Source organism: Pseudarthrobacter phenanthrenivorans (genome assembly GCF_000813845.1).
In the GTDB taxonomy this organism is placed as follows: Bacteria; Actinomycetota; Actinomycetes; order Actinomycetales; family Micrococcaceae; genus Arthrobacter; species Arthrobacter phenanthrenivorans_B.
In genome coordinates this window covers 45,615-66,500 of record NZ_JWTB01000032.1, presented here as the reverse complement: position 1 = coordinate 66,500, position 20,886 = coordinate 45,615, and the positions used below count along the sequence as shown (strand labels likewise).

The window sequence follows — 20,886 nt, the reverse complement described above, 5'->3', positions numbered from 1 at the left end:
AAAGTAGCACCGGGACCGTGGCGGAGAAGGGTGAAACAAGCGATCTTGATGCATCCTTAACGCCCTTGTGAGGCAACGCACACGGGCCGCCGCGGGCTGGCGCCACCCGCCGCGCAATGGTGGAAGAATGTGCCTCATGGCCAGGGAACGCGTCGTGATCGGACTCAATGGCAGTGCCGACGGAGACCTCCTGGTGCGCAGGGCCGCCAAGCTGCTGGAGCGGGCCGGCGGCGGCGAACTGCTGGCCATCCATGTCCACACGCCCTCAGGATCCCGCGGCGAGTCGCCGCACGCCCTCGAATCCCAGCGGCGGCAGGTCGCGGACCTTGGCGGCAGCTACCATGCCCTGTCCTCCACCGATGTTGCCGCCGCACTGATCCAATACGCCCGCGCGTCCCGGGCCACGCACATCCTCGTCGGTCAAAGCCGGCGCCGGCCGGCGCTGCTTTCCGGCGGCAGCATCGAAGCCCGGGTGGTGCGTGCGGCCGGAGATATCGACGTGCAGGTGGTGCCGCAGCCGCCGGGGTCCGGGGCCGGACGGCGGCGGACCGGACTGGGCCGGAGCAGGATCATGGCCGGGTTTGCCCTCGCCGCGGTCCTGCCTCCGGTTGTGCAGCTGCTGCTGGCTGCCTTTGACCACAGTGTTGCCACGGCGGCGCTGCTGCAACTCGCCGGTGCCGTGGCCGTGGCCTTGGTGGGAGGCCTGTGGCCGGCCATCGCCGGAGCCCTGTGGAGCGGCCTGCTGGTCAATTACTTCTCCACCCCGCCGCTGTACAACCTTGCCATCCGTGACCCGCAGGACATCATCTCGCTGGCGGTCTTCGCAGGCGTCGCGGTGGCGGTGGCGGGGGTCGTGGACCGTTCCGCGCGGCGCTCGAAGGAGGCCGCCACGGCCCGGGCCGAAGCAGCAACCCTGGCCGACCTTGCCCTGGCCGCCTCGCGGGAGGAGGACAACCTCAAGGGACTGCTGGCTGAAGCGGCCGGCGTTTTCGGCGCGTCCGGAGCCGCCGTCATCAGCCGGACCGGACCCCTCGCCATCTCCGCCGGCGGCGAAGCTGCGGCCGGGCCTGAAGTGACCGGAACTGCCCCGGACGGTGGAAAAGCTGCCGGGGGCGGACCCCACCCGGACGGGGATTGCTGGCAGCTGGTGGCGGCAGCGGGTGACATCACCCGCCTCCCGGACACCCCGGCCAATCCAATGACTATCGAGGCCCCGGACATCACGGTCGAACCGGTGGACGAGGACACGGCGCTGGTGCTCCTGGGTCCCGGCGTGCCAGCCGGGGCGCGCCGGCTCCTTGCCGCCGTCGCGGTCCACGTCAAGGCCCAGCTGGAGCGCCGCCAGCTTGCAGCAGCCAGGAACGAGATGCTTCGGCTGGCCGAAGGAAACACGATGCGGACGGCCATCCTCCGGGCAGTCTCCCATGACCTGCGTACGCCGTTGGCCGGCATCAAACTGGCTGCCGGAGGACTCCTGCAAAACGGTGTTTCCTACACCCCGGCCGAGCAGCGCGACCTGCTCGAAACCATCGATGCCTGCAGCGACCGGCTGGACCTGCTGGTGGGCAATCTCCTGGACATGTCCCGCATCACGGCGCAGTCGGTGGAACCCCTGTTGGGCCCCGTCCGCTGGGCCGGGGTGGTGGATGCCGCACTGCGGGGCCTGCCTGCCGGAGCGGTCAGCGTGGAACTCCCGGCGAACATGCCGCCGGTGGACGCGGACCCCGGCCTGTTGGAGAGAGTGGTGGCCAACGTCCTGGAGAACGCCGTGAAGTACGGAGCCGGGACCCGGGTGGTCGTGGCCGGCGGCCAGTCCGGTGGCATCCTTGACGGGCACCCCTGCGGTGAGCTGCAGATCATCGACCACGGCCCGGGCATCCCGGCCCGCAAAGTGGTGGAGATGTTCCGGCCGTTCCAGCGGCTCGACGACGTATCCCGGTCCTCGGGGGTAGGGCTGGGGCTGTCAGTCGCAAGGGGATTCATGGAGTCGATGCGCGGCACCCTCACGGCCCGGGAGACTCCGGGCGGCGGACTTACCATGGTGCTCCGCCTGCCGCTGTCCGCCGGTGTTCCGGCCGCGGCAGCCACGGCTCCCCATCCCGTGCCCGGCGCCGGCGGAATGCAGCCATGAGCGGCAATGGCGTCCAGGCTCCCGGCGGGGCCCAGACGAAGGTCCTGGTGATCGACGACGATCCGCACCTGCTCAAAGCCCTCCGGATCACGCTCACTGCCCACGGTTACGCGGTGGACACGGCGGTGGATGGCGGATCAGCCCTTGCCGCTGCCTCCCGGCAGGCTCCGGATCTGCTGGTCCTGGACCTCGGCCTGCCGGACATGGACGGAACGGACGTGCTGCGGGACCTGCGGCGGTGGAGCGCTGCGCCCGTCCTGGTCCTCTCCGCGCGGCATGGATCCCCGGACAAGGTGGGCGCCCTCGATGCAGGTGCGGACGACTACATCACCAAGCCCTTCGGCCTCGATGAGCTGCTGGCGCGGCTGCGTGCCCTGCTGCGCAGGGTCCCGCAGCCTGAGTCGCGCTCCCTGGTCACGTCCGCCGGATTCACCGTGGACCTCGCCGCCAGGCAGGTGCTGCGCTCCGGACAACCCGTCCGCCTCACTCCGACGGAATGGAACATCCTGGAAATCCTGGTCCGCCATCCCAACCGGCTCATCTCGCAGCAGCAATTGCTCTCCGACGTCTGGGGGCCTTCCTACCAAAAGGAAGCCAACTACCTCCGCGTCTACATGGCCCAGTTGCGCAGGAAGCTGGAGGAGGATCCCGGCAACCCCCGCCACCTGCTGACCGAGGCCGGCGTCGGCTACCGTTTCGTCCCCTGAAACACGGGATGAACAGGGGAGGCGTCCCCTACCCGGCGGCAGCAGGATGAGGCAGGATGTTGTCTGCCCAGTCCTGGCCGGCCAGTTCCGGCCCCAGTGAAGGAGATCCCGTCATGCCCACGATCCTCAATCCGTACATCAGCTTCCGGGACAATGCCCGCGAGGCAATGACCTTCTACCAGTCCGTGTTCGGCGGCGAGCTGACATTGAGCACCTTCGCCGACTTCCAGGCAAGTGACGACCCGGCGGAAGCCGGAAAGATCATGCATGGCATGCTGACCACCACCCAGGGCCTGGTGCTCATGGGCGCCGACACCCCGAACAGCATGGAATACCACCCCGGTTCATCCATCTCCATCTCCCTCAGCGGCGACGATGAAGCCGAACTGCGCGGCTACTACGGGAAGCTCAGCACCGACGGGGGAAACGTGACCGTCCCCATGGAGAAGTCGCCGTGGGGTGACGTCTTCGGCATGTGCACCGACCGCTACGGCGTCGCCTGGCTGGTCAACGTCAACTCCGCCCAGGCCGCACCGGCACAATGACACGGGAGCAATGACGCGGCAGCAGGGGCGGGTGCAACGGGCTGCCGCTGCACCCGCCCCGGGCCGCCGTCGGGCACCTGCACCTCCCTTGAGGCCCGACCCGTGGGCTGCGAAAATTGATGGGTGAGGCCCTTGATGGAGTTCCTGTACGACAAATGGTGGATGGTGTTTCCACTGATGGCGTTGGCCGGCCGCTGGGCAGGGGGCTGGCGGCGCGCCGGTGAGCGGCGGCACCGCCGCCGGGTGGAACTGTACACGGCCAAAAACCAGGCGCGCGAAGCCGACAGGGCCTCCGCCGCCGAAGTGCAGGCACTGATGGCCACCCACGACGCAACCAACCGACGGTGGCTCGAGTACGAACTCGACGTCGGCAAGCTCATTGACTTTCCCCTGATGACGGATGTCCGCGAGCCACTCACCGTGGCTTTCCTCCGGGCCAAAAGGGAAGCTGACGGCCAGCGCCCCGCGTCGCCGGTGGACCTGGGATCCTTGGCGGCACTGGACGCGTACCGGCAGGCAGTCAACAATTTCGCCGTGGCACTCGACGTTGCCGAGCGCGAAGCGAGGCGGATCAGGGACAGCAAGTTCACCGGACCGGAACGCGAACGGCTCGCCACGGCAAGGAAACTGCTGATGATCGCCGAAAACGAGGCGGCCACCCCGGCAGAACGCCAGGCAGCGTACAAGCGGGCGCGGCGGGAGCTGGATGGGCTCATTGTCCTGCCGGACGCCACCCTGGCGGCCCTTGAGGAGAAGCTAGCCCCGGAGCTGGACACGGGCCCGCGGCCACCGCAGTTCCACCAGGGCTGAAGCTCCCGGAGGGCGCAGGGCGGTGCACACGCTCTATCTGGACGTGGACGGCGTTGTCTGTCCCTTCAGCCCGGAAGGGCACACCGGCTGGGGGTCCCGCTGGCGCCGTGCCCAGGCGGGACTGCTGCCGGTTTCCTTCGCTCCTGAACTGGTGGCCGGGCTCAACTCGCTGGCCCGCACGCCCGGGCTTCGCTGTGTCTGGCTCACCTCCTGGGAGGAACTGGCCCCGCAATACCTGTGTCCCGCCGTCGGCCTGGCCGGCAGCAACTGGCCCTACCTGGCGGCGGACGGTGCGGCTGGTGGAAACTCCGCGCCATCCAGGACGACATCGAAGACACCGGACCGGATACCGTCGCCTGGGTGGACGACCAGCTGGGGTTCGAAGCGGAAGCGCAGCGGTGGGCGCGGTTCCTGGGCGGGCGCATCCTCACCGTTTCACCGCACCCGCGCCGCGGGATCAGCCCCGAGGAACTTGACCGGATCCGCGCTTTCCTGGCCCCGCCCGTGTTTTGACGTCATGCCCGGGACGCGTACGATCGATAAGGTTTCCCGCCGGCCCCGCCATCGCCGCAAGTCATTCCAAGCGAACAGCTGGTGAACTATGCTGTCCACGGCAGCCTGGTAAGAGAAACTGCTGAACGTCGACTCTGCAGATTGGGCAACAGGTGGATATCACCTTCATGGTGGCGCTGGTCATCGCGCTGGCACTATTTTTCGACTTCACGAACGGCTTCCACGACACCGCGAACGCCATGGCTACGCCCATCGCGACGGGTGCCATCAAGCCCAGGACCGCGGTGGCCCTGGCAGCCGTGCTGAACCTGGTGGGCGCGTTCCTTTCCACCGAGGTGGCCAAGACGGTGTCCGGCGGAATCATCCGGGAAGGCTCCGGCGGTGTCCAGATCACCCCGGACATCATCTTTGCTGGGCTGATGGGCGCCGTGCTCTGGAACATGATCACCTGGCTCAAGGGCCTGCCCTCCAGCTCGTCCCACGCGCTCTTCGGCGGCCTGATCGGCGCGGCCGTGGTCGGCGCGGGGTTCAACTCCGTGAACCTGGAGACACTGCTCCAGAAAGTCATCCTCCCGGCCGTCTTCGCACCGCTGATCGCAGGCCTCGCCGCCTACGTCTGCACGCGCCTGGCCTATGCCCTGACCTCGCGGCATGATCCCGAGACCGGCACCAAGCTGACGCAGAAGCGCGGCGGCTTCCGCACCGGCCAGATCTTCACCTCCAGCCTCGTGGCCCTGGCGCACGGCACCAACGACGCCCAGAAGACCATGGGCATCATCACGCTGGTCCTGATCGCCGCCGGAAGCCAGGCTCCCGGCTCCGGTCCCCAGCTGTGGGTGATCACGGCCTGCGCCCTGGCGATCGCCATCGGCACCTACGCCGGCGGCTGGCGCATCATCCGCACCATGGGGTCCGGCCTCACCGAGGTCAAGCCCGCCCAGGGCTTTGCGGCGGAGACCAGCACCGCGTCCGCCATCCTTGCTTCCTCGCACCTGGGCTTCGCCCTGTCCACCACACAGGTGGCTTCCGGATCCGTGATCGGCTCCGGCATGGGGCGCCGCGGGACCACCGTCCGGTGGAACATGGTGGGGAAGATCGCGCTGGGATGGCTCTTCACCCTTCCGGCCGCCGGCGTTGTCGGAGCCCTGACCGCCCTGCTCGTCAAGACCGGCGCCGTGGGCGTGCTCATCGCAGCCATCGCGGGCAGCGCCGCGGTCCTCTTCATGTTCTTCTACTCGCGCAAGTCCTCCGTGAGCCACCAGAACGCCGTCGAGGTCGAGGAAGCCGGCCAGGCGGTCCGGTTCGCAAAGAAGAAGGCGATGGCCCGTGCACGGGCAGAGGCCAAGGCAAAAGCCAAGGCAGACGCCAAGACCAACAAGCCTAAGGAGAATCGGCGATGAAGTGGTTGGAACTCCTGACGGTCGCGGGCGCCACCCTGGTAGCCGCAGCGACGGTGGTAACCCTTTACGCGCTGGGCGTCCGCTTTACGGCCATCGCCGCTGATGCCGAGCAGACGTCTCCCGGACTCAAGCGTTCCTTCGCCTACATCTGCTTTGGCCTGTGCGGCATTGCCGTCCTCATCGGCCTGTACCTGATCATCCCGTACTTCTCCAAGTAGCGCTCCGCCGAAGCACCACCCCGGCCGTTGGCCCGGGTGGTGCTGTTGGCTACGATGGGGCCATGTCCCGCATCCAGTACTTCGTCGCTGCCTCCCTGGACGGCTTCATCGCCACGCCCACGGATGACCTGGACTGGCTCCTGCAGTTCGACGGGTTCGAAGGCGGCGAGGACAGTTACAACGGCTTCATGGCCGGCGTGGGCTGCATTGTCATGGGCGGGGAAACCTATGCGTGGCTGATGGAGCACGAACCCGGCAAATGGCCGTACGCCGGGACGCCCAGCTACGTGTTCACCCACCACGAATACCGCGCCCCCGACGGCGCCGACATCACCTTCGTCCGCGGCGACGTGGGCGAATTCATCGCCGATTTCCGGCGCTCCGCCGGCGGCAGGAACATCTGGGTGGTGGGCGGCGGCAACCTGGCCGCCCAGTTCGCCAATGCAGGCCTGCTGGACGAGGTCATCCTCTCCGTGATCCCGGTGGTGCTGGGCCAGGGCAAGCGGCTGCTTCCCCTTAAAGGCCCGACGCCGCCGCTCCAGCTGGCTGCATCCCGCACCCTGGGCAGGGGCGTTGTTGAGTTGCGCTACCTTCTGCCTGCGGCAGGGGATAACGTCACCTGAGGCTGCCTGCCCCTAGGCGTTGTCCCGGAGCATGTTGGTGATCCTTGCGGTGGAAAGGCGCCGCCCCTGCGCATCCGTCATGACGATTTCGTGCGTGGCCAGTGTCCGGCCCAGATGGATCGCGGTGCACGTGCCGGTCACCGTGCCGCTGTCAATGGACCGGTGGTGTGTGGCATTAACCTCAATCCCGACGGCGTGCCGTCCGGGGCCTGCGTGCATCCCCGCCGAGAAGGACCCCAGCGTTTCGGCCAGGACCACGTGTGCGCCGCCGTGAAGGATCCCGGCCACCTGTGTGTTGCCCTCCACCGGCATGGTGGCAACGGTGCGTTCCGGGCTCATCTCCAGGAAGCGGATCCCCATTTTGACCACCAGCGCGCCCACTCCGAAGCGGCCCAGCCAGCCGTGCATGTGGTCTGGAATACCGGCAGCAGCCAGCTCGTCGGCGAAAGCGCCCGGCGTGAAATTGTCAGTCATGGCAACTAGGCTGGCACCTGTGAGTGAAACAACCAAACCGGCCCCCTTCCCGTCCCCGGCCATCGATGAGGAAGCTGCCGTGCAGCACTCATCCGCCGCCTCCGCACCTGCTGCCAAGGCCGCCGCTCCCGCTGCCGGTGGGTCCGTTTCAGCCACCGAGGCCCCCGTCATCCCCATCACCGGCCAGCCGCGCCTGCTGGTCCTTGACGGCCACTCCATGGCGTTCCGTGCCTTCTTCGCACTCCCGGCGGACAAGTTCTCCACCGCCAACGGCCAGCACACCAACGCCATCCACGGCTTCACCTCCATGCTGATCAACCTCATCAAGGAGCAGCAGCCCACCCACATCGCGGTGGCGTTCGATGTGTCGGACGAATCGACCCACCGCAAGACCGAGTACAGCGAATACAAGGGCGGCCGGAACGAAACGCCCCGTGAAATGAGCGGCCAGATCGACCTCATCGCGCAGGTCATGGAGGCCTGGGGCATCAAGACCATCAAGATGCCCGGCTACGAGGCAGACGACATCCTGGCCACGCTTGCCGCCATGGGCGAAAAAGCCGGCTTCGAGGTATTGCTGGTCTCCGGCGACCGCGACGCCTTCCAGCTCATCACGGACAACGTCTTCGTGCTGTACCCCAAAAAGGGTGTCAGCGACATCCCGCGCATGGACGCCGCCGCCATCGAAGCCAAGTACTTCGTCAGCCCGTCCCGCTACTCAGACCTCGCCGCGCTGGTGGGCGAAACGGCTGACAACCTGCCCGGCGTGCCCGGGGTCGGGCCAAAGACGGCAGCGAAATGGATCAACCAGTACGGCGGCCTTGAAGGCGTCCTGGAACACCTCGACTCCATCGGCGGCAAAGTGGGCGATGCCCTGCGCGAAAACGTCGACGCCGTCAAGCGGAACCGGCGGCTGAACCAGCTGCACACCGATCTTGACCTCCCCGTCACCCTGGAGGACCTCTACCAGCCCCGGCCCGACCAGGCTGCCATGGAAGACCTCTTCGACCAGCTCGAGTTCAAGGCCATCCGCGGGCGGCTGTTCGCCCTCTATGGCGACGCCGACACCCCCGCCGCCGAGCGTGAGAGCATCGACACCCCCGCCTACGCCACCCCTGCCACTGCAGACGAACTCGCCGCCTTCCTGGCCGCCGGTGCCGGACAGCGGTCCGCCGTCGCCGTCGACCTCGTGCCGGGGCGCATCGGCGAGGACGCTGCCGCCATTGCGATCGTCAGGGCAGACGCCGCCGTCTACATCGACCTCGCAGGCCAGGACGCCGGGACGGAGAACGTCCTGGCCGCCTGGCTGCGCGACCCCGAGTCGCCCAAGGTGATGCACGGCTTCAAGGCCGCGCTGAAGGCCTTGACCGCACGGGGCCTGGAGCTCGAGGGCGTGGTGGACGACACCTCCATCTCCGGCTACCTCATCCAGCCCGACCGGCGCACCTATGAGCTGGCCGAGCTTGCCCAGCACCACCTGAACGTCGGGATTCCGGCCTCCACGGCCAAGGCCGGGCAGCTGGAGTTGTCCTTCGACGGCGGGGATGCCGCCGCGGCCGACGCGCTGGTGCAGGCCGGCGCCGTCGTGCTGGCGCTGAGCCGCTTTTTCGAAGGCGAACTCAGGGAACGCCGCGCGGAGGAATTGCTGTCCACGCTTGAACTGCCGGTCAGCCGTGTCCTGGCGGATATGGAGCTTGCAGGCATCGCCATCGACATGGACAAGATGGACGATCAGCTTGCCGACCTCGCCCGGGTCATCGACCAGGCGCAGGAACAGGCCTTCGCCGCCATTGGCCACGAGGTCAACCTCGGTTCGCCCAAGCAGCTGCAGACCGTCCTGTTCGACGAACTCCAGCTCCCCAAGACCAAGAAGATCAAATCCGGGTACACCACGGACGCCGCGTCCCTGAAGAACCTGCTGGAAAAGACCGGGCACGAGTTCCTGGTCCAGCTCATGGCGCACCGCGAGGCCGCGAAGCTCCGCCAGATGATCGAGTCCCTGAAGAAGTCGGTGGCGGAGGACGGCCGCATCCACACCACCTACGCCCAGAACGTGGCCGCCACCGGCCGGATCTCGTCCAACAATCCCAACCTGCAGAACATCCCCATCCGCAGCGAGGAAGGCCGCCGAGTGCGCGGGATCTTCGTTGTCAGCGATGGCTACGAATGCCTGTTGTCCGCCGACTACTCGCAGATCGAGATGCGGATCATGGCGCACCTCTCCGGTGACGAGGGCCTGATCCAGGCGTACAAGGACGGCGAGGACCTGCACCGCTTCGTCGGGTCCAACATCTTCCACGTCCCCACGGACCAGGTCACCAGCGCCATGCGCTCAAAGGTGAAGGCGATGTCCTATGGCCTGGCCTACGGGCTGACGTCCTTTGGGCTGTCCAAGCAGCTGGAAATTTCCGTGGACGAGGCCCGCACCCTCATGAAGGACTACTTCGACCGCTTCGGCGCCGTCCGCGACTACCTCCGGGGCGTGGTGGACCAGGCCAGGGTGGACGGCTACACGGCCACCATCGAGGGGCGCCGCCGCTACCTGCCGGACCTCACCAGCACCGACCGGCAGCTGCGCGAAAACGCGGAACGGATCGCGCTCAACAGCCCCATCCAGGGGTCCGCCGCGGACATCATTAAACGTGCCATGCTCGGCGTCCACGCCGAACTGCACGCGCAGGGCCTGAAATCCCGCATGCTACTCCAGGTCCACGACGAACTCGTCCTGGAAGTCGCGGCGGGGGAGCGGGCAGCCGTGGAGAAACTGGTGACCGAGCAGATGGCAGCGGCCGCGGACCTCAGCGTGCCCCTGGAAGTCCAGATCGGCGTCGGACCCAGCTGGTACGACGCCGGCCACTGACGGCGCCCGCGGCGCCCCGGCACCAGCCGGGGCGTTTTTGCTGGTCAGGCGCCGGATTCATTGACTAGGCTCAGGTAAATGGGTGATCTGAGTGGAAACTATGAAATCCGGCGCTTCGAGCCGGCTGCCAAAGAAGATCCTGCCTACCCGCAGACCGTCGACTGGATGCGGGCCGTCGCCTTCGGGTTCCATGATGCCCGCCGCAGCGACGAACGGGTGGACAGGGGCATCGCGATGCAGCGTGCCGACGGGCGGGTGATGACCGGCGCCTACCAGGTGGGGCCAGTGGCCGACCACGCCCTCGGGGCCAACGTCCCGGTGGCAACCTTCGGCACCTTTGATAAAACACTGAACATCGGCTTTGGCCGTATGCTCGACACGCGGCTGGTCACCGCGGTGACCGTCCGGACGTCACACCGGCGCAGGGGGCTGCTGCGCCGCATGATGGCAGAGGAGCTGGGCCTCGCCCGCCGGGAAGGGCTGGCGATGGCGGCATTGACTGCATCGGAGGCCTCGATTTACAGCAGGTTCGGGTTCGGGGTGGCCACCCGGGAGCAGTCCATCAAGGTCGACACCAGCCGCCGCTTCGTCCTCAACCACCCTGCCACGGGCCGGGTGGAGGTGGCCGACCCCAAGGTCCTCCTTGACCTGGCGCCGGCCGTCTTCGAACAGCTGCACCGCCTCACGCCCGGTTCGATCGGGCGGCACGAGTTCTACCGCCAGCTCGCATCCGGATCCATCAGCCGGGCCGAGGACGAGGATCCCAAAGTCAAAGTTGCGCTGCACTACGGGCCCGACGGGTCGGTGGACGGGTACGTGTCCTATAAGTTCGCCGGCTGGGACGCCCGGCCGTACACCATGGAAGTGGTGGACCTGGTGGCCGCCACCGACACCGCGTACCTGGAACTCTGGCAGTACCTTGCTGCCATCGACCTGGTCGAGAGCGTCACGTGGGAAGAAGCCATGGTCGATGATCCGCTGCCATGGGCCCTCGAAGACTCCCGCTGCGTTGAAGCCTCCGAGCCCCGCGACATGCTCTGGCTCCGGATCCTCGATGTCCGGGAGGCCCTGGCGGCCCGGCACTACCCCTCGGACGGAAGGCTCGTGCTGGAAGTGGGGGACCCGTTGGGCTTCACGGCAGGAACGTTCGCGCTGGAGGTTAAGGGCGGCCAGGCCGCCGTCGAACGCATCGACCCGGGGGAGGGCCCGGACCTGGCCATGGATGTCTCCGCGCTGTCCTCGATCTACCTCGGCGGCGTCTGCCCGGTGACACTGGCGGCAGCCGGCAGGATCTCGGAACATGCCAAAGGCGCCGCATTCAAGGCGCAGCAGATGTTTGCTGTGGAACGGGCCACCCACTGCCTGACGCACTTCTGAACCAACGGCCGCTTTGACCCCGGTTGCCCGCAATGACTACAATGAACGGGCGTGTACCGCGCGTGCACGCACTTGCGGCCCCCGGGGCCGCACCCAGAAAGTAATGCACAAAATCAGGATGACCCGGAGGATCCGTCGGATTCACCGCGAATCGCGCCTGCGTTCCATGACGCGGGCGCGCCGGTTTGCCTGACCGACTAACTATCCACAACGGAGCCCCTACTACATGACCATCACCTCCACCGAGAAGCCCGGTACCCCGCAGGTCGCCATCAACGACATCGGTACCGCTGAGGACTTCCTCGCAGCTGTCGACGCCACCATCAAGTACTTCAACGACGGAGATCTCGTCGAAGGTACCGTCGTCAAGGTCGACCGCGATGAAGTCCTGCTCGACATCGGTTACAAGACCGAAGGTGTCATCCCCTCCCGCGAGCTGTCCATCAAGCACGACGTTGACCCCGGAGACGTCGTCTCCGTTGGCGATCAGGTCGAAGCCCTGGTGCTCACCAAGGAAGACAAAGAAGGCCGTCTGATCCTCTCCAAGAAGCGTGCTCAGTACGAGCGTGCCTGGGGCGACATCGAGAAGGTCAAGGAAGAAGACGGTGTTGTCACCGGTACCGTCATCGAGGTTGTCAAGGGTGGTCTTATCCTCGACATCGGCCTGCGCGGCTTCCTGCCCGCATCCCTCGTCGAGATGCGCCGTGTGCGCGACCTGGCTCCGTACATCGGCCAGCAGATCGAAGCCAAGATCATCGAACTGGACAAGAACCGCAACAACGTTGTTCTGTCCCGCCGTGCATGGCTCGAGCAGACCCAGTCCGAGGTCCGCTCCACCTTCCTCAACAAGCTGGAAAAGGGCCAGGTCCGTCCCGGCGTTGTTTCCTCCATCGTCAACTTCGGTGCCTTCGTGGACCTGGGCGGCGTAGACGGCCTCGTCCACGTTTCCGAGCTGTCCTGGAAGCACATCGACCACCCGTCCGAGGTTGTCGAAGTTGGCCAGGAAGTCACCGTCGAGGTCCTCGAGGTCGACCTGGACCGCGAGCGCGTCTCCCTGTCGCTCAAGGCTACGCAGGAAGATCCGTGGCAGACCTTCGCCCGCACCCACGCCCTGGGCCAGGTTGTGCCGGGTAAGGTCACCAAGCTGGTTCCGTTCGGTGCGTTCGTCCGCGTCGAAGACGGCATCGAAGGCCTGGTCCACATCTCCGAGCTCGCCGTGCGCCACGTTGAACTGGCCGAGCAGGTTGTGTCCGTTGGCGACGAACTGTTCGTCAAGGTCATCGACATCGACCTCGAGCGCCGCCGCATCTCGCTGTCCCTCAAGCAGGCCAACGAGGGCGTCGACGCTGACAGCACCGAATTCGATCCCGCCCTGTACGGCATGGCCGCAGAGTACGACGAAGAGGGCAACTACAAGTACCCCGAGGGCTTCGACCCCGAGTCCAACGAATGGCTCGAGGGCTACGAAGCACAGCGCGCCGCTTGGGAGCAGCAGTACGCTGACGCCCAGGCACGTTGGGAAGCCCACAAGAAGCAGGTTGCCCAGCACGCTGCCGACGACGCTGCTGCCGCAACGTCCGGTGACGGCGACTCCGGCGCCACCAGCTACTCCTCTGAGCCTGCTGCCACCGACTCCGGTGCCGGCACCCTGGCTTCGGACGAGGCACTTGCTGCCCTGCGTGAGAAGCTGACCGGCAACTAATTGCCACCGGCCCGGGTAACCGGGCTCCAAGAGACCCCCTGCCACACCGGCAGGGGGTCTCTTGCCTTTAAGGCGATGCGACTAAAGGTCGACGACGGCGAGGACTGTTCCGTCGCTGTCCTGCGTCAGTGCCGCCCCGGCTGCGGCGAGCAGCCGCTGTGCGCTGCTGTTTCCGGCCAGCGTGCGGGCGATGACGCGTTGCAGGCCGGCCCGCCGGGCTTCCGCCAGGACAAGGTCAAGGGCGGCGCCGCCGATGCCGCGGGAACGGAAACTCCGGCCAAGCCAAATCCCCGTCTCCGCCGTGGGGACCAGGGCGGCGCCGTCACGCTTGAGGCGGACGGAACCGGCGATGGACTGGCCACAGAACACCGCCCATGATTTTTCCGCTGCCGGTCCGTCCAGGCCCGCGGCGGCGGCGGAGTGGTAGCTGAAGAACCAGGCCGTACGTTCAAGGTTCCAGCCGGGGCCGCCCAGCGGGGGAGCGACCTCATCCGGGGAGGCGTCGCGTTTGGCCAGTGCCAGGAGCTGGTCCGCCACTTCCTGATCCACGTCCACCAGGCTGACGTCAGCCGACGGATTCATCCACCCATTCCGTTCCCCCGGCTGCGAGGGTGGCGGTGCCGGCCGTCAGCTGCTGGATCCGGTCCGCTGCAGCGGCAATCGCTGCGGCGTCGTCCGGGACGGCAATCCGCAGCACCGCGTGCCGTTCCCCGTAGCTGGTGTCCGCCATGACCGTGCCTGCAGCGCGCAGGTCGTTCTCCAGCCGCCCCGCTTCAGCGTGCGGTACCGCCATGGAACAGATCCTCAGCCTGCTGCGGCGGACCAGGGGCGCCAGGTCAAGTGCGGTGGACACGGATTCGGAATAGGCGCGCACAAGCCCGCCAGCGCCGAGCAGGATGCCGCCGAAATAGCGCACGACGACGGCACTGACGTCGCTGAGGTCGCTCACCCCGGGTGCCGTTTCGCGCTTCAGCAGGGCCTCCAGCATCGGAATACCGGCGGTGCCGGCGGGTTCGCCGTCGTCACTGGACCGTTGGACGGTCCGGTCCGCGCCGATGACGAATGCGGAACAGTGGTGGCGGGCATCGTGGAACTCGCGGCGCAGGCCGGCCACGAGGTCCCGGGCGGCGTCTTCCGTACCGGCCCTCCGCAGGACCGTGATGAACCTGGAGCGCTTGACCTCGAGTTCGTGCCGGAAGTCCTTCCCCGCTGCCAGCGTGGTGTAGGCAGTTGCCCGGCTGTCGTGATCTTGCACCCGCCCAGTCTAAGTGCTTCCGGTGGGCTGGTCGCGCCCACCTGTTCAGTAGGGTGGGAGGGTGCTGAAGATCGGATTGACGGGCGGAATCGCCTCGGGAAAATCGGTGGTGGCCGGGCGGCTCAAGGAACGCGGCGCCGTGCTGGTGGACGCCGACGCCTTGGCCCGGGAGGTGGTTGAACCGGGGACTGAGGGGCTGGACCGCATCGTGGCGGAGTTCGGTCCCGGGATGCTCGACGACGACGGGCGGCTTGACCGTCCGCGGCTTGGCGGGGCGGTGTTCGGCAACCCGGAACGCCTTTCTGCGCTGAACGCGATCGTCCACCCCTTGGTGCGTGCCCGGGCCGCAGCCATCACCGCTGCAGCTGCGCCCGACGCGGTGGTGGTCCAGGACATCCCCCTCCTGGTGGAGACCGGCCAGGGCACCGCATTCCACCTCGTAGTGGTGGTGGACGCCCCTGACGATGTGCGGATGCAGCGCATGCTGGACATCCGGGGGATGACCCCGGATGCGGCGCGTGCCCGGATGGCCGCCCAGGCCACCCGCGGGGACCGCCTGGCCGCGGCCGACGTCGTCCTGGACAACTCCGGCACGCTGCAGCACGTCCTGGACCAGGTGGACCGGCTCTGGGACGCGCGGCTGGTGCCGTATGCCCACAACCTTGCCGCGGGGACACGCGCTCCACGCCATGGCGGACCGGTGCTGGAGCCGCACCGTGAGGAGTGGGAACGGGAGGCAGCCAGGATCGCGGCGCGGCTTCTGGCGGCTGCTCCCGGCCTCATCCTGGCGGTGGACCACGTTGGCTCCACCTCCATTCCCGGCCTGGCCGCCAAGGACGTCATCGACCTGCAGGTTGCGGTGCCGGACCTTGAGGCTGCCGAAAGGCTGGCCCCGCTCCTCACTGCCGCCGGGTTCCCGCAGGTCCGGGGCGTAGGGTCGGACACGCCCAAGCCGTACGCACCCGACCCGTCCCAGTGGCTCAAGCGGTTCCACGCCAATGCGGACCCGTGCCGGGCTGTGAACGTCCATGTCCGGGCTGCAGGCTCGGCCGGGTGGCGTTATGCCCTTCTGTTCCGTGACTGGCTGCGGAGCGATCCCGCCGCGCTTCGGCTTTACCAGGCGCACAAGGTGGGCCTCGCCGCACGGTTTGCCGGTTCAGGCACCACCCGGGGCTATGCGGAAGCCAAGGAACCCTGGTTCACCGATGTCGCCTGGCCGCTGATGTCGGCCTGGGCGGAGGCAGCCGGGTGGGAGCCGCCGTCGTACCCGTCCTGAACAGCACCCCGAATGCCGGACGCTGTTCGCCTGTAACGGAAGGGGCCGTCCAGTGTCGGTGCCCGGCGGTAAATTAGATCCATGAGCCTTGCGCAGGAAGTCAACCGTGTTGTAGCGCCCTTCGAAGTCATCAGCGAATTCAAGCCTGCCGGTGACCAGCCGGCTGCCATCGCGGAACTGACGGAGCGCATTAACAACGGTGAGAAGGACGTGGTGCTGCTCGGTGCCACGGGTACCGGTAAGAGCGCCACCACGGCGTGGCTCATCGAACAGGTCCAGCGCCCCACCCTGGTGATGGTGCAGAACAAGACCCTCGCCGCGCAGCTGGCCAACGAATTCCGCGAACTGCTGCCCAACAACGCGGTGGAATACTTCGTCTCCTACTACGACTACTACCAGCCCGAGGCCTACGTTCCCCAGACGGACACCTTCATCGAGAAGGACTCCTCCATCAACGAGGAAGTGGAGCGGCTCCGCCACTCGGCCACCAACGCCCTGCTGACGCGCCGCGACGTCGTGGTGGTGGCCACCGTGTCCTGCATCTACGGCCTGGGCACGCCGGAAGAATACATTGCCGGCATGGTGACGCTTCGCAAGGGCCAGGAGATGAACCGCGACCATCTGCTGCGGAAGTTCGTCTCCATGCAGTACGCGCGCAACGACATGGACTTCCACCGCGGCACGTTCCGCGTCCGCGGCGACACCGTGGAGATCATCCCCATGTACGAGGAACTGGCCCTGCGGATCGAGTTCTTCGGCGACGAGGTGGAAAACATCTACACCCTGCATCCCGTCACGGGCGAGGTGATCCGCGAGGAAACGGAAATGTACGTCTTCCCCGCCTCGCACTATGTCGCCGGGCCGGAGCGGATGAGCCGCGCCATCAAGACCATCGAGGACGAGCTCGCCGAGCGGCTGGCCGTGCTGGAAGGCCAGAACAAGCTGGTGGAGGCGCAGCGGCTGCGCATGCGCACCACCTATGACCTGGAAATGATGCAGCAGATGGGGTTCTGCAACGGCATCGAAAACTACTCGCGGCACATCGACGGCCGTCCCGGCGGGTCCGCGCCGCACTGCCTCCTGGACTACTTCCCGGACGACTTCCTGCTGGTGGTGGACGAATCCCATGTCACCATCCCGCAGATCGGTGCCATGTACGAAGGGGACATGTCCCGCAAGCGGACCCTGGTGGACCACGGCTTCCGGCTGCCGTCAGCCATGGACAACCGGCCGCTGAAGTGGGACGAGTTCCTGGAACGGATCGGCCAGACCGTCTATCTGTCCGCCACCCCGGGCAAGTACGAACTCGGCAAGGCCGACGGTTTCGTCCAGCAGATCATCCGCCCCACCGGCCTGATCGACCCCGAAGTGATCGTCAAACCCACCAAGGGGCAGATCGACGACCTCCTGGGGGAGATCCGCACCCGAGTGGAAAAGGACGAGCGCGTCCTCGTCACCACCCTGACCAAGCGCATGGCGGAGGATCTGACGGACTACCTCCTGGGCCACGGGATCAAGGTGGAGTACCTGCACTCGGACGTGGACACGCTGCGGCGCGTCGAGCTGCTCCGGGAACTCCGGCTGGGCAGCTTCGATGTGCTGGTGGGCATCAACCTGCTCCGCGAAGGCCTGGACCTTCCCGAGGTCTCGCTGGTGAGCATCCTGGATGCGGACAAGGAAGGCTTCCTTCGGTCCTCCACGTCACTGATCCAGACCATTGGCCGTGCCGCCCGCAACGTCTCCGGTCAGGTGCACATGTACGCGGACCGGATCACCGACTCCATGGCCAACGCCATCGATGAAACCAACCGGCGCCGGGCCATCCAGGTTGCCTACAACAAGGAACACGGCGTGGATCCGCAGCCGCTGCGCAAGAAGATCGCGGACATCACCGACCAGTTGGCCCGCGAGGACGCGGACACCAATGCATTGCTGGGCAGCTTCGACTACGGCAAGGGCAAGCGCGGAATCACCGGGGCAAACAAGGCCGGGGCCAAGAAGGGCGCCGCCCAGGTCCGTTCGGACGGGCTGGCCGCCGCGCCGGCTGAGGACCTGGTGGGCCTGATCGAACAACTGACGGAGCAAATGCACGGCGCAGCCGCGGAACTGCAGTTCGAGGTGGCTGCCCGGATCCGCGACGAAGTCAGCGAACTGAAGAAGGAACTGCGGCAGATGCAGGCCGCAGGCCACGCCTGACGGGGGAGGCCCGGGCCCGGCCAAGCGGGAACCTAGCGCAACGGCGGCACCCCGGGTGGGGTGCCGCCGTCGTTCTTGCCGGTCCAGCCGCCTATTTCCTTGCCGAGTCGATCATGCCCTGGGCTTCCTGGATAAGTCCCTTGGCCGCGTCGGACGGGGACTTTCGGTCGAACAAGACATCGGTGCAGTACCGCTGGATCAGCGCCTGGACCCCGGAGGAACCTGTGGGTGGCACCGGGGGTACGTTCTTCAGGTCCGGCTTGATGTCCTTCAGGAAGGCCGCAGCAGCTTTGTCCGCGGGCGTGAGCAGCGGATCGATCGCCGCCTGGACCTCCGAGTTGGTGGGGAAGCCGCGCTCCGTCAGGATGGTCTTGGCCGCGTCCAGGTTGTTGAGCAGATAGTTCACCACCTCGGCGGCTTCCTTGGGGTGCTTGCTGCGCGAGGAAACCGACCAGAACATTGACGGCTTGTAGGACATGCCGTTGTCCCTGGCGCTGCCGGTGGAGCTCGGTGCCCGCAGGATTTTGACCTCGGTCTTGAGTGCGGACTGGAGCGCATTGACCTGGTTGGTCCACCACCACGACATGGCCGTCTTGCCCGTGGCGAAGAGAGTCTGTTCGACGGGGGCACTGATGTCTTCGGTGGCGATGTTGGCGGGCGGGGCAGCATTCCGGTTGCGCAGGTTCAGCACGTTCTGGAAGAACGAGGTGGCGGTGTCCTCCGTGAAACCGAGGCCGCGGTCCGCCGAGTACAGCGAGCCGCCATGCTGCATTGCCCAGGTGTTCAGGTCCGAATCCGTCAGGGAGTAGGAGCTGCCGTAGTTCGTCTGGCCTGCCTTTGCGGCTGCTGCGGCAATTTGTGCCGCAGTCGTCGTGTAGTCATCCCAGGTCCAGGTCTTGTCGTCCGGGATGGGGACACCGTAATCCCGGAACATTTTGGTGTTGATCATCACGGCCTTGGCGTTCTGGCCCGTGCTCAGGCCGTACTGCTTGCCGTCGACCTGGCCTGACGTGAGGGCGTCCCGGTCGATCTTGGACGTGTCGATGTTGCCCTGTTTGGACAGGTCCAGCAGTGCGCCGCGGCCGCCATATTCGGCGATATAGGCCTGGTCCATCTGGATAATGTCGGGGGAGTCGTTGGCGGCTGTGGTGGTGGCCAGTTTGTCCCAGTAGCTGCTCCATACCCCGGGCTCGGCCTGGATCCTGATATTCGGATGTGATGCCTGGAACGCGTCGATGACCTGCTGGGTCTGCTTGTTCCGGAGGTCGTTGCCCCACCAGGTGAACCGGACGGTGACGTTTCCGCCGCTGTCGCCGGCGGAGGATGACGAGCAGCCTGAGGCCAGCAGGGCCAGGGCGGCGGCAGTGGCGAGGGTCTTGACCATTCGATTGCTGCGGAGAGGAGTCTTCATTGACCATGACTTTCTGGAAGAAACACGGGAGTGTGAGAAAACGGTTTCTCGCTGGTTGCGATTATCACAAGTCCGGCGGCCCGCCGTCAACGGATTTCTGGAAACCGTTATCCAGCCGGCGCAGACCCCCACCTCCCTGGGGTACAGTTAAAGCACGTAGGGGAGTATCCCAAGCGCTACGATCGTCAGCACGCAGGGCACAGTTGCCCCGCCGGGCGTAGCGGGCCGCCGTATCAGCACCAAGTGCACAGGCAGGCCGGAGAGACTTACACCGATTTTGTGTACCCTGCGAAAGGCTTCCTTGTGCCCGATTTGCCCGTATGGTTTGAGGTCGGCTCGTTCGTCGTCCTCGGCCTCATCCTCCTGACCGATCTCCTCCTGGTGGTCCGGCGCCCGCACGAACCGTCCATGAAGGAAGCCGGCCTCTGGGTGGCCTTCTACGTCGCCCTCGCCATGGTGTTCGCCGGTGCCATGTTCGCCTTCACGGGTGCGGAGTTCGGCAGCCAGTTCGTGGCCGGCTGGGTCACGGAATACAGCCTCAGCATCGACAACCTGTTCGTGTTCATCATCATCATGGCCAGGTTCTCGGTACCGCGGAAATACCAGCAGGAAGTGCTGATGGTGGGCATCATCATCGCCCTGATCCTGCGCGGAATCTTCATCATGCTTGGCGCCATCGTCATTGAACAGTTCAGCTGGGTGTTCTACATCTTCGGGGCGTTCCTGCTCTGGACGGCCTGGAAACAGGCCCAGGACGAGGGCGAAGAGGAGGAAGACCGCGAGAACCCGCTGATCGCAAGGATCCGCAAAGTCATCCCCATGTCCGAAAAGTTCGACGGCGGCAAGCTGCGGACCACGGTGAACGGCAAGAAGGTGTTCACCCCCATGGTGATCGTCTTCATCACCATCGGCCTCACCGACCTGCTGTTCGCGGTCGATTCCATTCCCGCGATTTTCGGCCTGACCCAGAGCCCGTTCATCGTCTTCACGGCCAACCTGTTCGCCCTCATGGGCCTGCGCCAGCTGTACTTCCTGCTTGGCGGGCTGATGAACCGGCTGATCTACCTGAAGCACGCCCTGTCCTTCATCCTCGCGTTCATCGGCATCAAGCTTGTCCTGCACGCCATGCACGTCAACGAGCTGCCCTTCATCAACGGCGGCCACCATATCGAGTGGGCGCCGGAGATCCCCACTTATGTCTCGCTCGCCGTCATCGTGGGCACCATCATCATTGCCGTCGTCGCCAGCCTGCTCAGCTCCAAGGCCCAGCTCGCCACGATCGATCCACGGCTCGAGGAAGACGCCCGCAAGAGCCACAGCGACGTCGAATAAGTACGGACCCTTGTGTTGCACCAGGACATCCCGGCCGCCCCGCGGCCGGGATGTCC

At 66.4% G+C, this 20,886-nt stretch carries 18 protein-coding genes and 1 pseudogene; 15 read left to right on the top strand and 4 right to left on the bottom strand.

Annotated elements, in window-relative coordinates:
- Nucleotides 1–136: 136 nt before the first annotated feature.
- From RM50_RS16340 to RM50_RS16305, 9 genes and pseudogenes are all read left to right on the top strand, one after another.
- On the top strand, nt 137–2,131 hold the full coding sequence (locus RM50_RS16340; RefSeq protein ID WP_052260295.1) for a DUF4118 domain-containing protein: 1,995 nt from the start codon (nt 137–139) through the stop codon (nt 2,129–2,131).
- The gene (locus RM50_RS16335) at nt 2,128–2,838 is read left to right on the top strand and encodes a response regulator (protein WP_052260293.1); all 711 of its coding nucleotides are present in this window, start codon (nt 2,128–2,130) and stop codon (nt 2,836–2,838) included. Before RM50_RS16340 ends, RM50_RS16335 begins: the two co-directional genes overlap by 4 nt.
- A 113-nt stretch (nt 2,839–2,951) precedes the next feature.
- Nucleotides 2,952–3,383 carry a VOC family protein gene (locus tag RM50_RS16330; RefSeq protein WP_043454831.1) on the top strand — a complete coding sequence of 144 codons (432 nt, stop codon included), beginning with the start codon at nt 2,952–2,954 and terminating at the stop codon, nt 3,381–3,383.
- A gap of 123 nt (nt 3,384–3,506) precedes the next feature.
- On the top strand, nt 3,507–4,193 hold the full coding sequence (locus RM50_RS16325; RefSeq protein WP_043454829.1) for a hypothetical protein: 687 nt from the start codon (nt 3,507–3,509) through the stop codon (nt 4,191–4,193).
- 22 nt (nt 4,194–4,215) lie between these two features.
- Nucleotides 4,216–4,371, top strand: a pseudogene (locus RM50_RS21235) (HAD domain-containing protein); the annotation flags it as partial.
- A gap of 59 nt (nt 4,372–4,430) precedes the next feature.
- Nucleotides 4,431–4,706, top strand: a complete 276-nt coding sequence (locus tag RM50_RS21230; protein WP_346422024.1) for a hypothetical protein — start codon at nt 4,431–4,433, stop codon at nt 4,704–4,706.
- Between the two features lie 152 nt (nt 4,707–4,858).
- Entirely contained in the window at nt 4,859–6,106 is a 1,248-nt protein-coding gene (locus tag RM50_RS16315) for an inorganic phosphate transporter (protein ID WP_043454828.1), read from the top strand.
- Nucleotides 6,103–6,324: a hypothetical protein gene (locus tag RM50_RS16310; RefSeq protein WP_043454827.1), complete on the top strand. Its 222-nt coding sequence runs from the start codon at nt 6,103–6,105 to the stop codon at nt 6,322–6,324. The genes RM50_RS16315 and RM50_RS16310 overlap by 4 nt, the downstream gene beginning before the upstream one ends.
- Nucleotides 6,325–6,386: 62 nt before the next feature.
- A complete protein-coding gene (locus RM50_RS16305; protein WP_043454825.1) occupies nt 6,387–6,947 on the top strand; it encodes a dihydrofolate reductase family protein in 561 nt (186 codons plus the stop codon).
- 12 nt (nt 6,948–6,959) lie between these two features.
- On the opposite strand, the gene RM50_RS16300 is transcribed toward RM50_RS16305, so the two are convergent.
- Entirely contained in the window at nt 6,960–7,421 is a 462-nt protein-coding gene (locus RM50_RS16300) for a hotdog fold thioesterase (protein WP_082007113.1), read from the bottom strand.
- Nucleotides 7,422–7,638: 217 nt separating this feature from the next.
- On the opposite strand from RM50_RS16300, the gene polA reads away from it, so the two are divergent.
- The 3 genes from polA (at nt 7,639) to rpsA (ending at nt 13,360) form a co-directional block, all read left to right on the top strand.
- The gene (polA, locus tag RM50_RS16295; RefSeq protein WP_043454822.1) at nt 7,639–10,281 is read left to right on the top strand and encodes a DNA polymerase I; all 2,643 of its coding nucleotides are present in this window, start codon (nt 7,639–7,641) and stop codon (nt 10,279–10,281) included.
- Nucleotides 10,282–10,359: 78 nt separating this feature from the next.
- Nucleotides 10,360–11,658, top strand: coding sequence for a GNAT family N-acetyltransferase (locus RM50_RS16290; protein WP_043454821.1), 1,299 nt, complete (start codon nt 10,360–10,362; stop codon nt 11,656–11,658).
- Between the two features lie 226 nt (nt 11,659–11,884).
- Nucleotides 11,885–13,360, top strand: coding sequence for a 30S ribosomal protein S1 (rpsA, locus tag RM50_RS16285; RefSeq protein WP_043454820.1), 1,476 nt, complete (start codon nt 11,885–11,887; stop codon nt 13,358–13,360).
- A gap of 81 nt (nt 13,361–13,441) precedes the next feature.
- Here rpsA and RM50_RS16280 read toward each other — a convergent pair whose 3' ends face one another.
- On the bottom strand, nt 13,442–13,942 hold the full coding sequence (locus RM50_RS16280; protein WP_043454819.1) for a GNAT family N-acetyltransferase: 501 nt from the start codon (nt 13,940–13,942) through the stop codon (nt 13,442–13,444).
- Entirely contained in the window at nt 13,926–14,615 is a 690-nt protein-coding gene (locus tag RM50_RS16275) for an IMPACT family protein (protein ID WP_043454818.1), read from the bottom strand. The genes RM50_RS16280 and RM50_RS16275 overlap by 17 nt, the downstream gene beginning before the upstream one ends.
- Before the next feature lie 61 nt (nt 14,616–14,676).
- On the opposite strand from RM50_RS16275, the gene coaE reads away from it, so the two are divergent.
- On the top strand, nt 14,677–15,891 hold the full coding sequence (gene coaE, locus RM50_RS16270) for a dephospho-CoA kinase (protein WP_043454817.1): 1,215 nt from the start codon (nt 14,677–14,679) through the stop codon (nt 15,889–15,891).
- Between the two features lie 81 nt (nt 15,892–15,972).
- Entirely contained in the window at nt 15,973–18,087 is a 2,115-nt protein-coding gene (gene uvrB / locus RM50_RS16265; RefSeq protein ID WP_043454814.1) for an excinuclease ABC subunit UvrB, read from the top strand.
- Nucleotides 18,088–18,178: 91 nt separating this feature from the next.
- Here the strand turns inward: uvrB and RM50_RS16260 are convergent, their stop codons facing one another.
- Nucleotides 18,179–19,498 (bottom strand): ABC transporter substrate-binding protein, encoded by a 1,320-nt coding sequence (locus RM50_RS16260; RefSeq protein ID WP_043454812.1) that lies wholly within the window; start codon nt 19,496–19,498, stop codon nt 18,179–18,181.
- 303 nt (nt 19,499–19,801) lie between these two features.
- Here RM50_RS16260 and RM50_RS16255 point away from each other — a divergent pair, with 303 nt between their 5' ends.
- Entirely contained in the window at nt 19,802–20,830 is a 1,029-nt protein-coding gene (locus RM50_RS16255) for a TerC family protein (RefSeq protein ID WP_043454809.1), read from the top strand.
- Nucleotides 20,831–20,886 lie beyond the last annotated feature (56 nt).

Coding starts and splice junctions, on each gene's coding strand:
- RM50_RS16340 (WP_052260295.1), top strand. CDS start 137: ATGGCCAGGGAACGCGTCGTGATCGGACTCAATGGCAGTGCCGACGGA.
- RM50_RS16335 (WP_052260293.1), top strand. CDS start 2,128: ATGAGCGGCAATGGCGTCCAGGCTCCCGGCGGGGCCCAGACGAAGGTC.
- RM50_RS16330 (WP_043454831.1), top strand. CDS start 2,952: ATGCCCACGATCCTCAATCCGTACATCAGCTTCCGGGACAATGCCCGC.
- RM50_RS16310 (WP_043454827.1), top strand. CDS start 6,103: ATGAAGTGGTTGGAACTCCTGACGGTCGCGGGCGCCACCCTGGTAGCC.
- RM50_RS16305 (WP_043454825.1), top strand. CDS start 6,387: ATGTCCCGCATCCAGTACTTCGTCGCTGCCTCCCTGGACGGCTTCATC.
- RM50_RS16300 (WP_082007113.1), bottom strand. CDS start 7,421: ATGACTGACAATTTCACGCCGGGCGCTTTCGCCGACGAGCTGGCTGCT.
- polA (WP_043454822.1), top strand. CDS start 7,639: ATGGCGTTCCGTGCCTTCTTCGCACTCCCGGCGGACAAGTTCTCCACC.
- RM50_RS16290 (WP_043454821.1), top strand. CDS start 10,360: ATGGGTGATCTGAGTGGAAACTATGAAATCCGGCGCTTCGAGCCGGCT.
- rpsA (WP_043454820.1), top strand. CDS start 11,885: ATGACCATCACCTCCACCGAGAAGCCCGGTACCCCGCAGGTCGCCATC.
- RM50_RS16280 (WP_043454819.1), bottom strand. CDS start 13,942: ATGAATCCGTCGGCTGACGTCAGCCTGGTGGACGTGGATCAGGAAGTG.
- uvrB (WP_043454814.1), top strand. CDS start 15,973: ATGAGCCTTGCGCAGGAAGTCAACCGTGTTGTAGCGCCCTTCGAAGTC.
- RM50_RS16260 (WP_043454812.1), bottom strand. CDS start 19,498: ATGAAGACTCCTCTCCGCAGCAATCGAATGGTCAAGACCCTCGCCACT.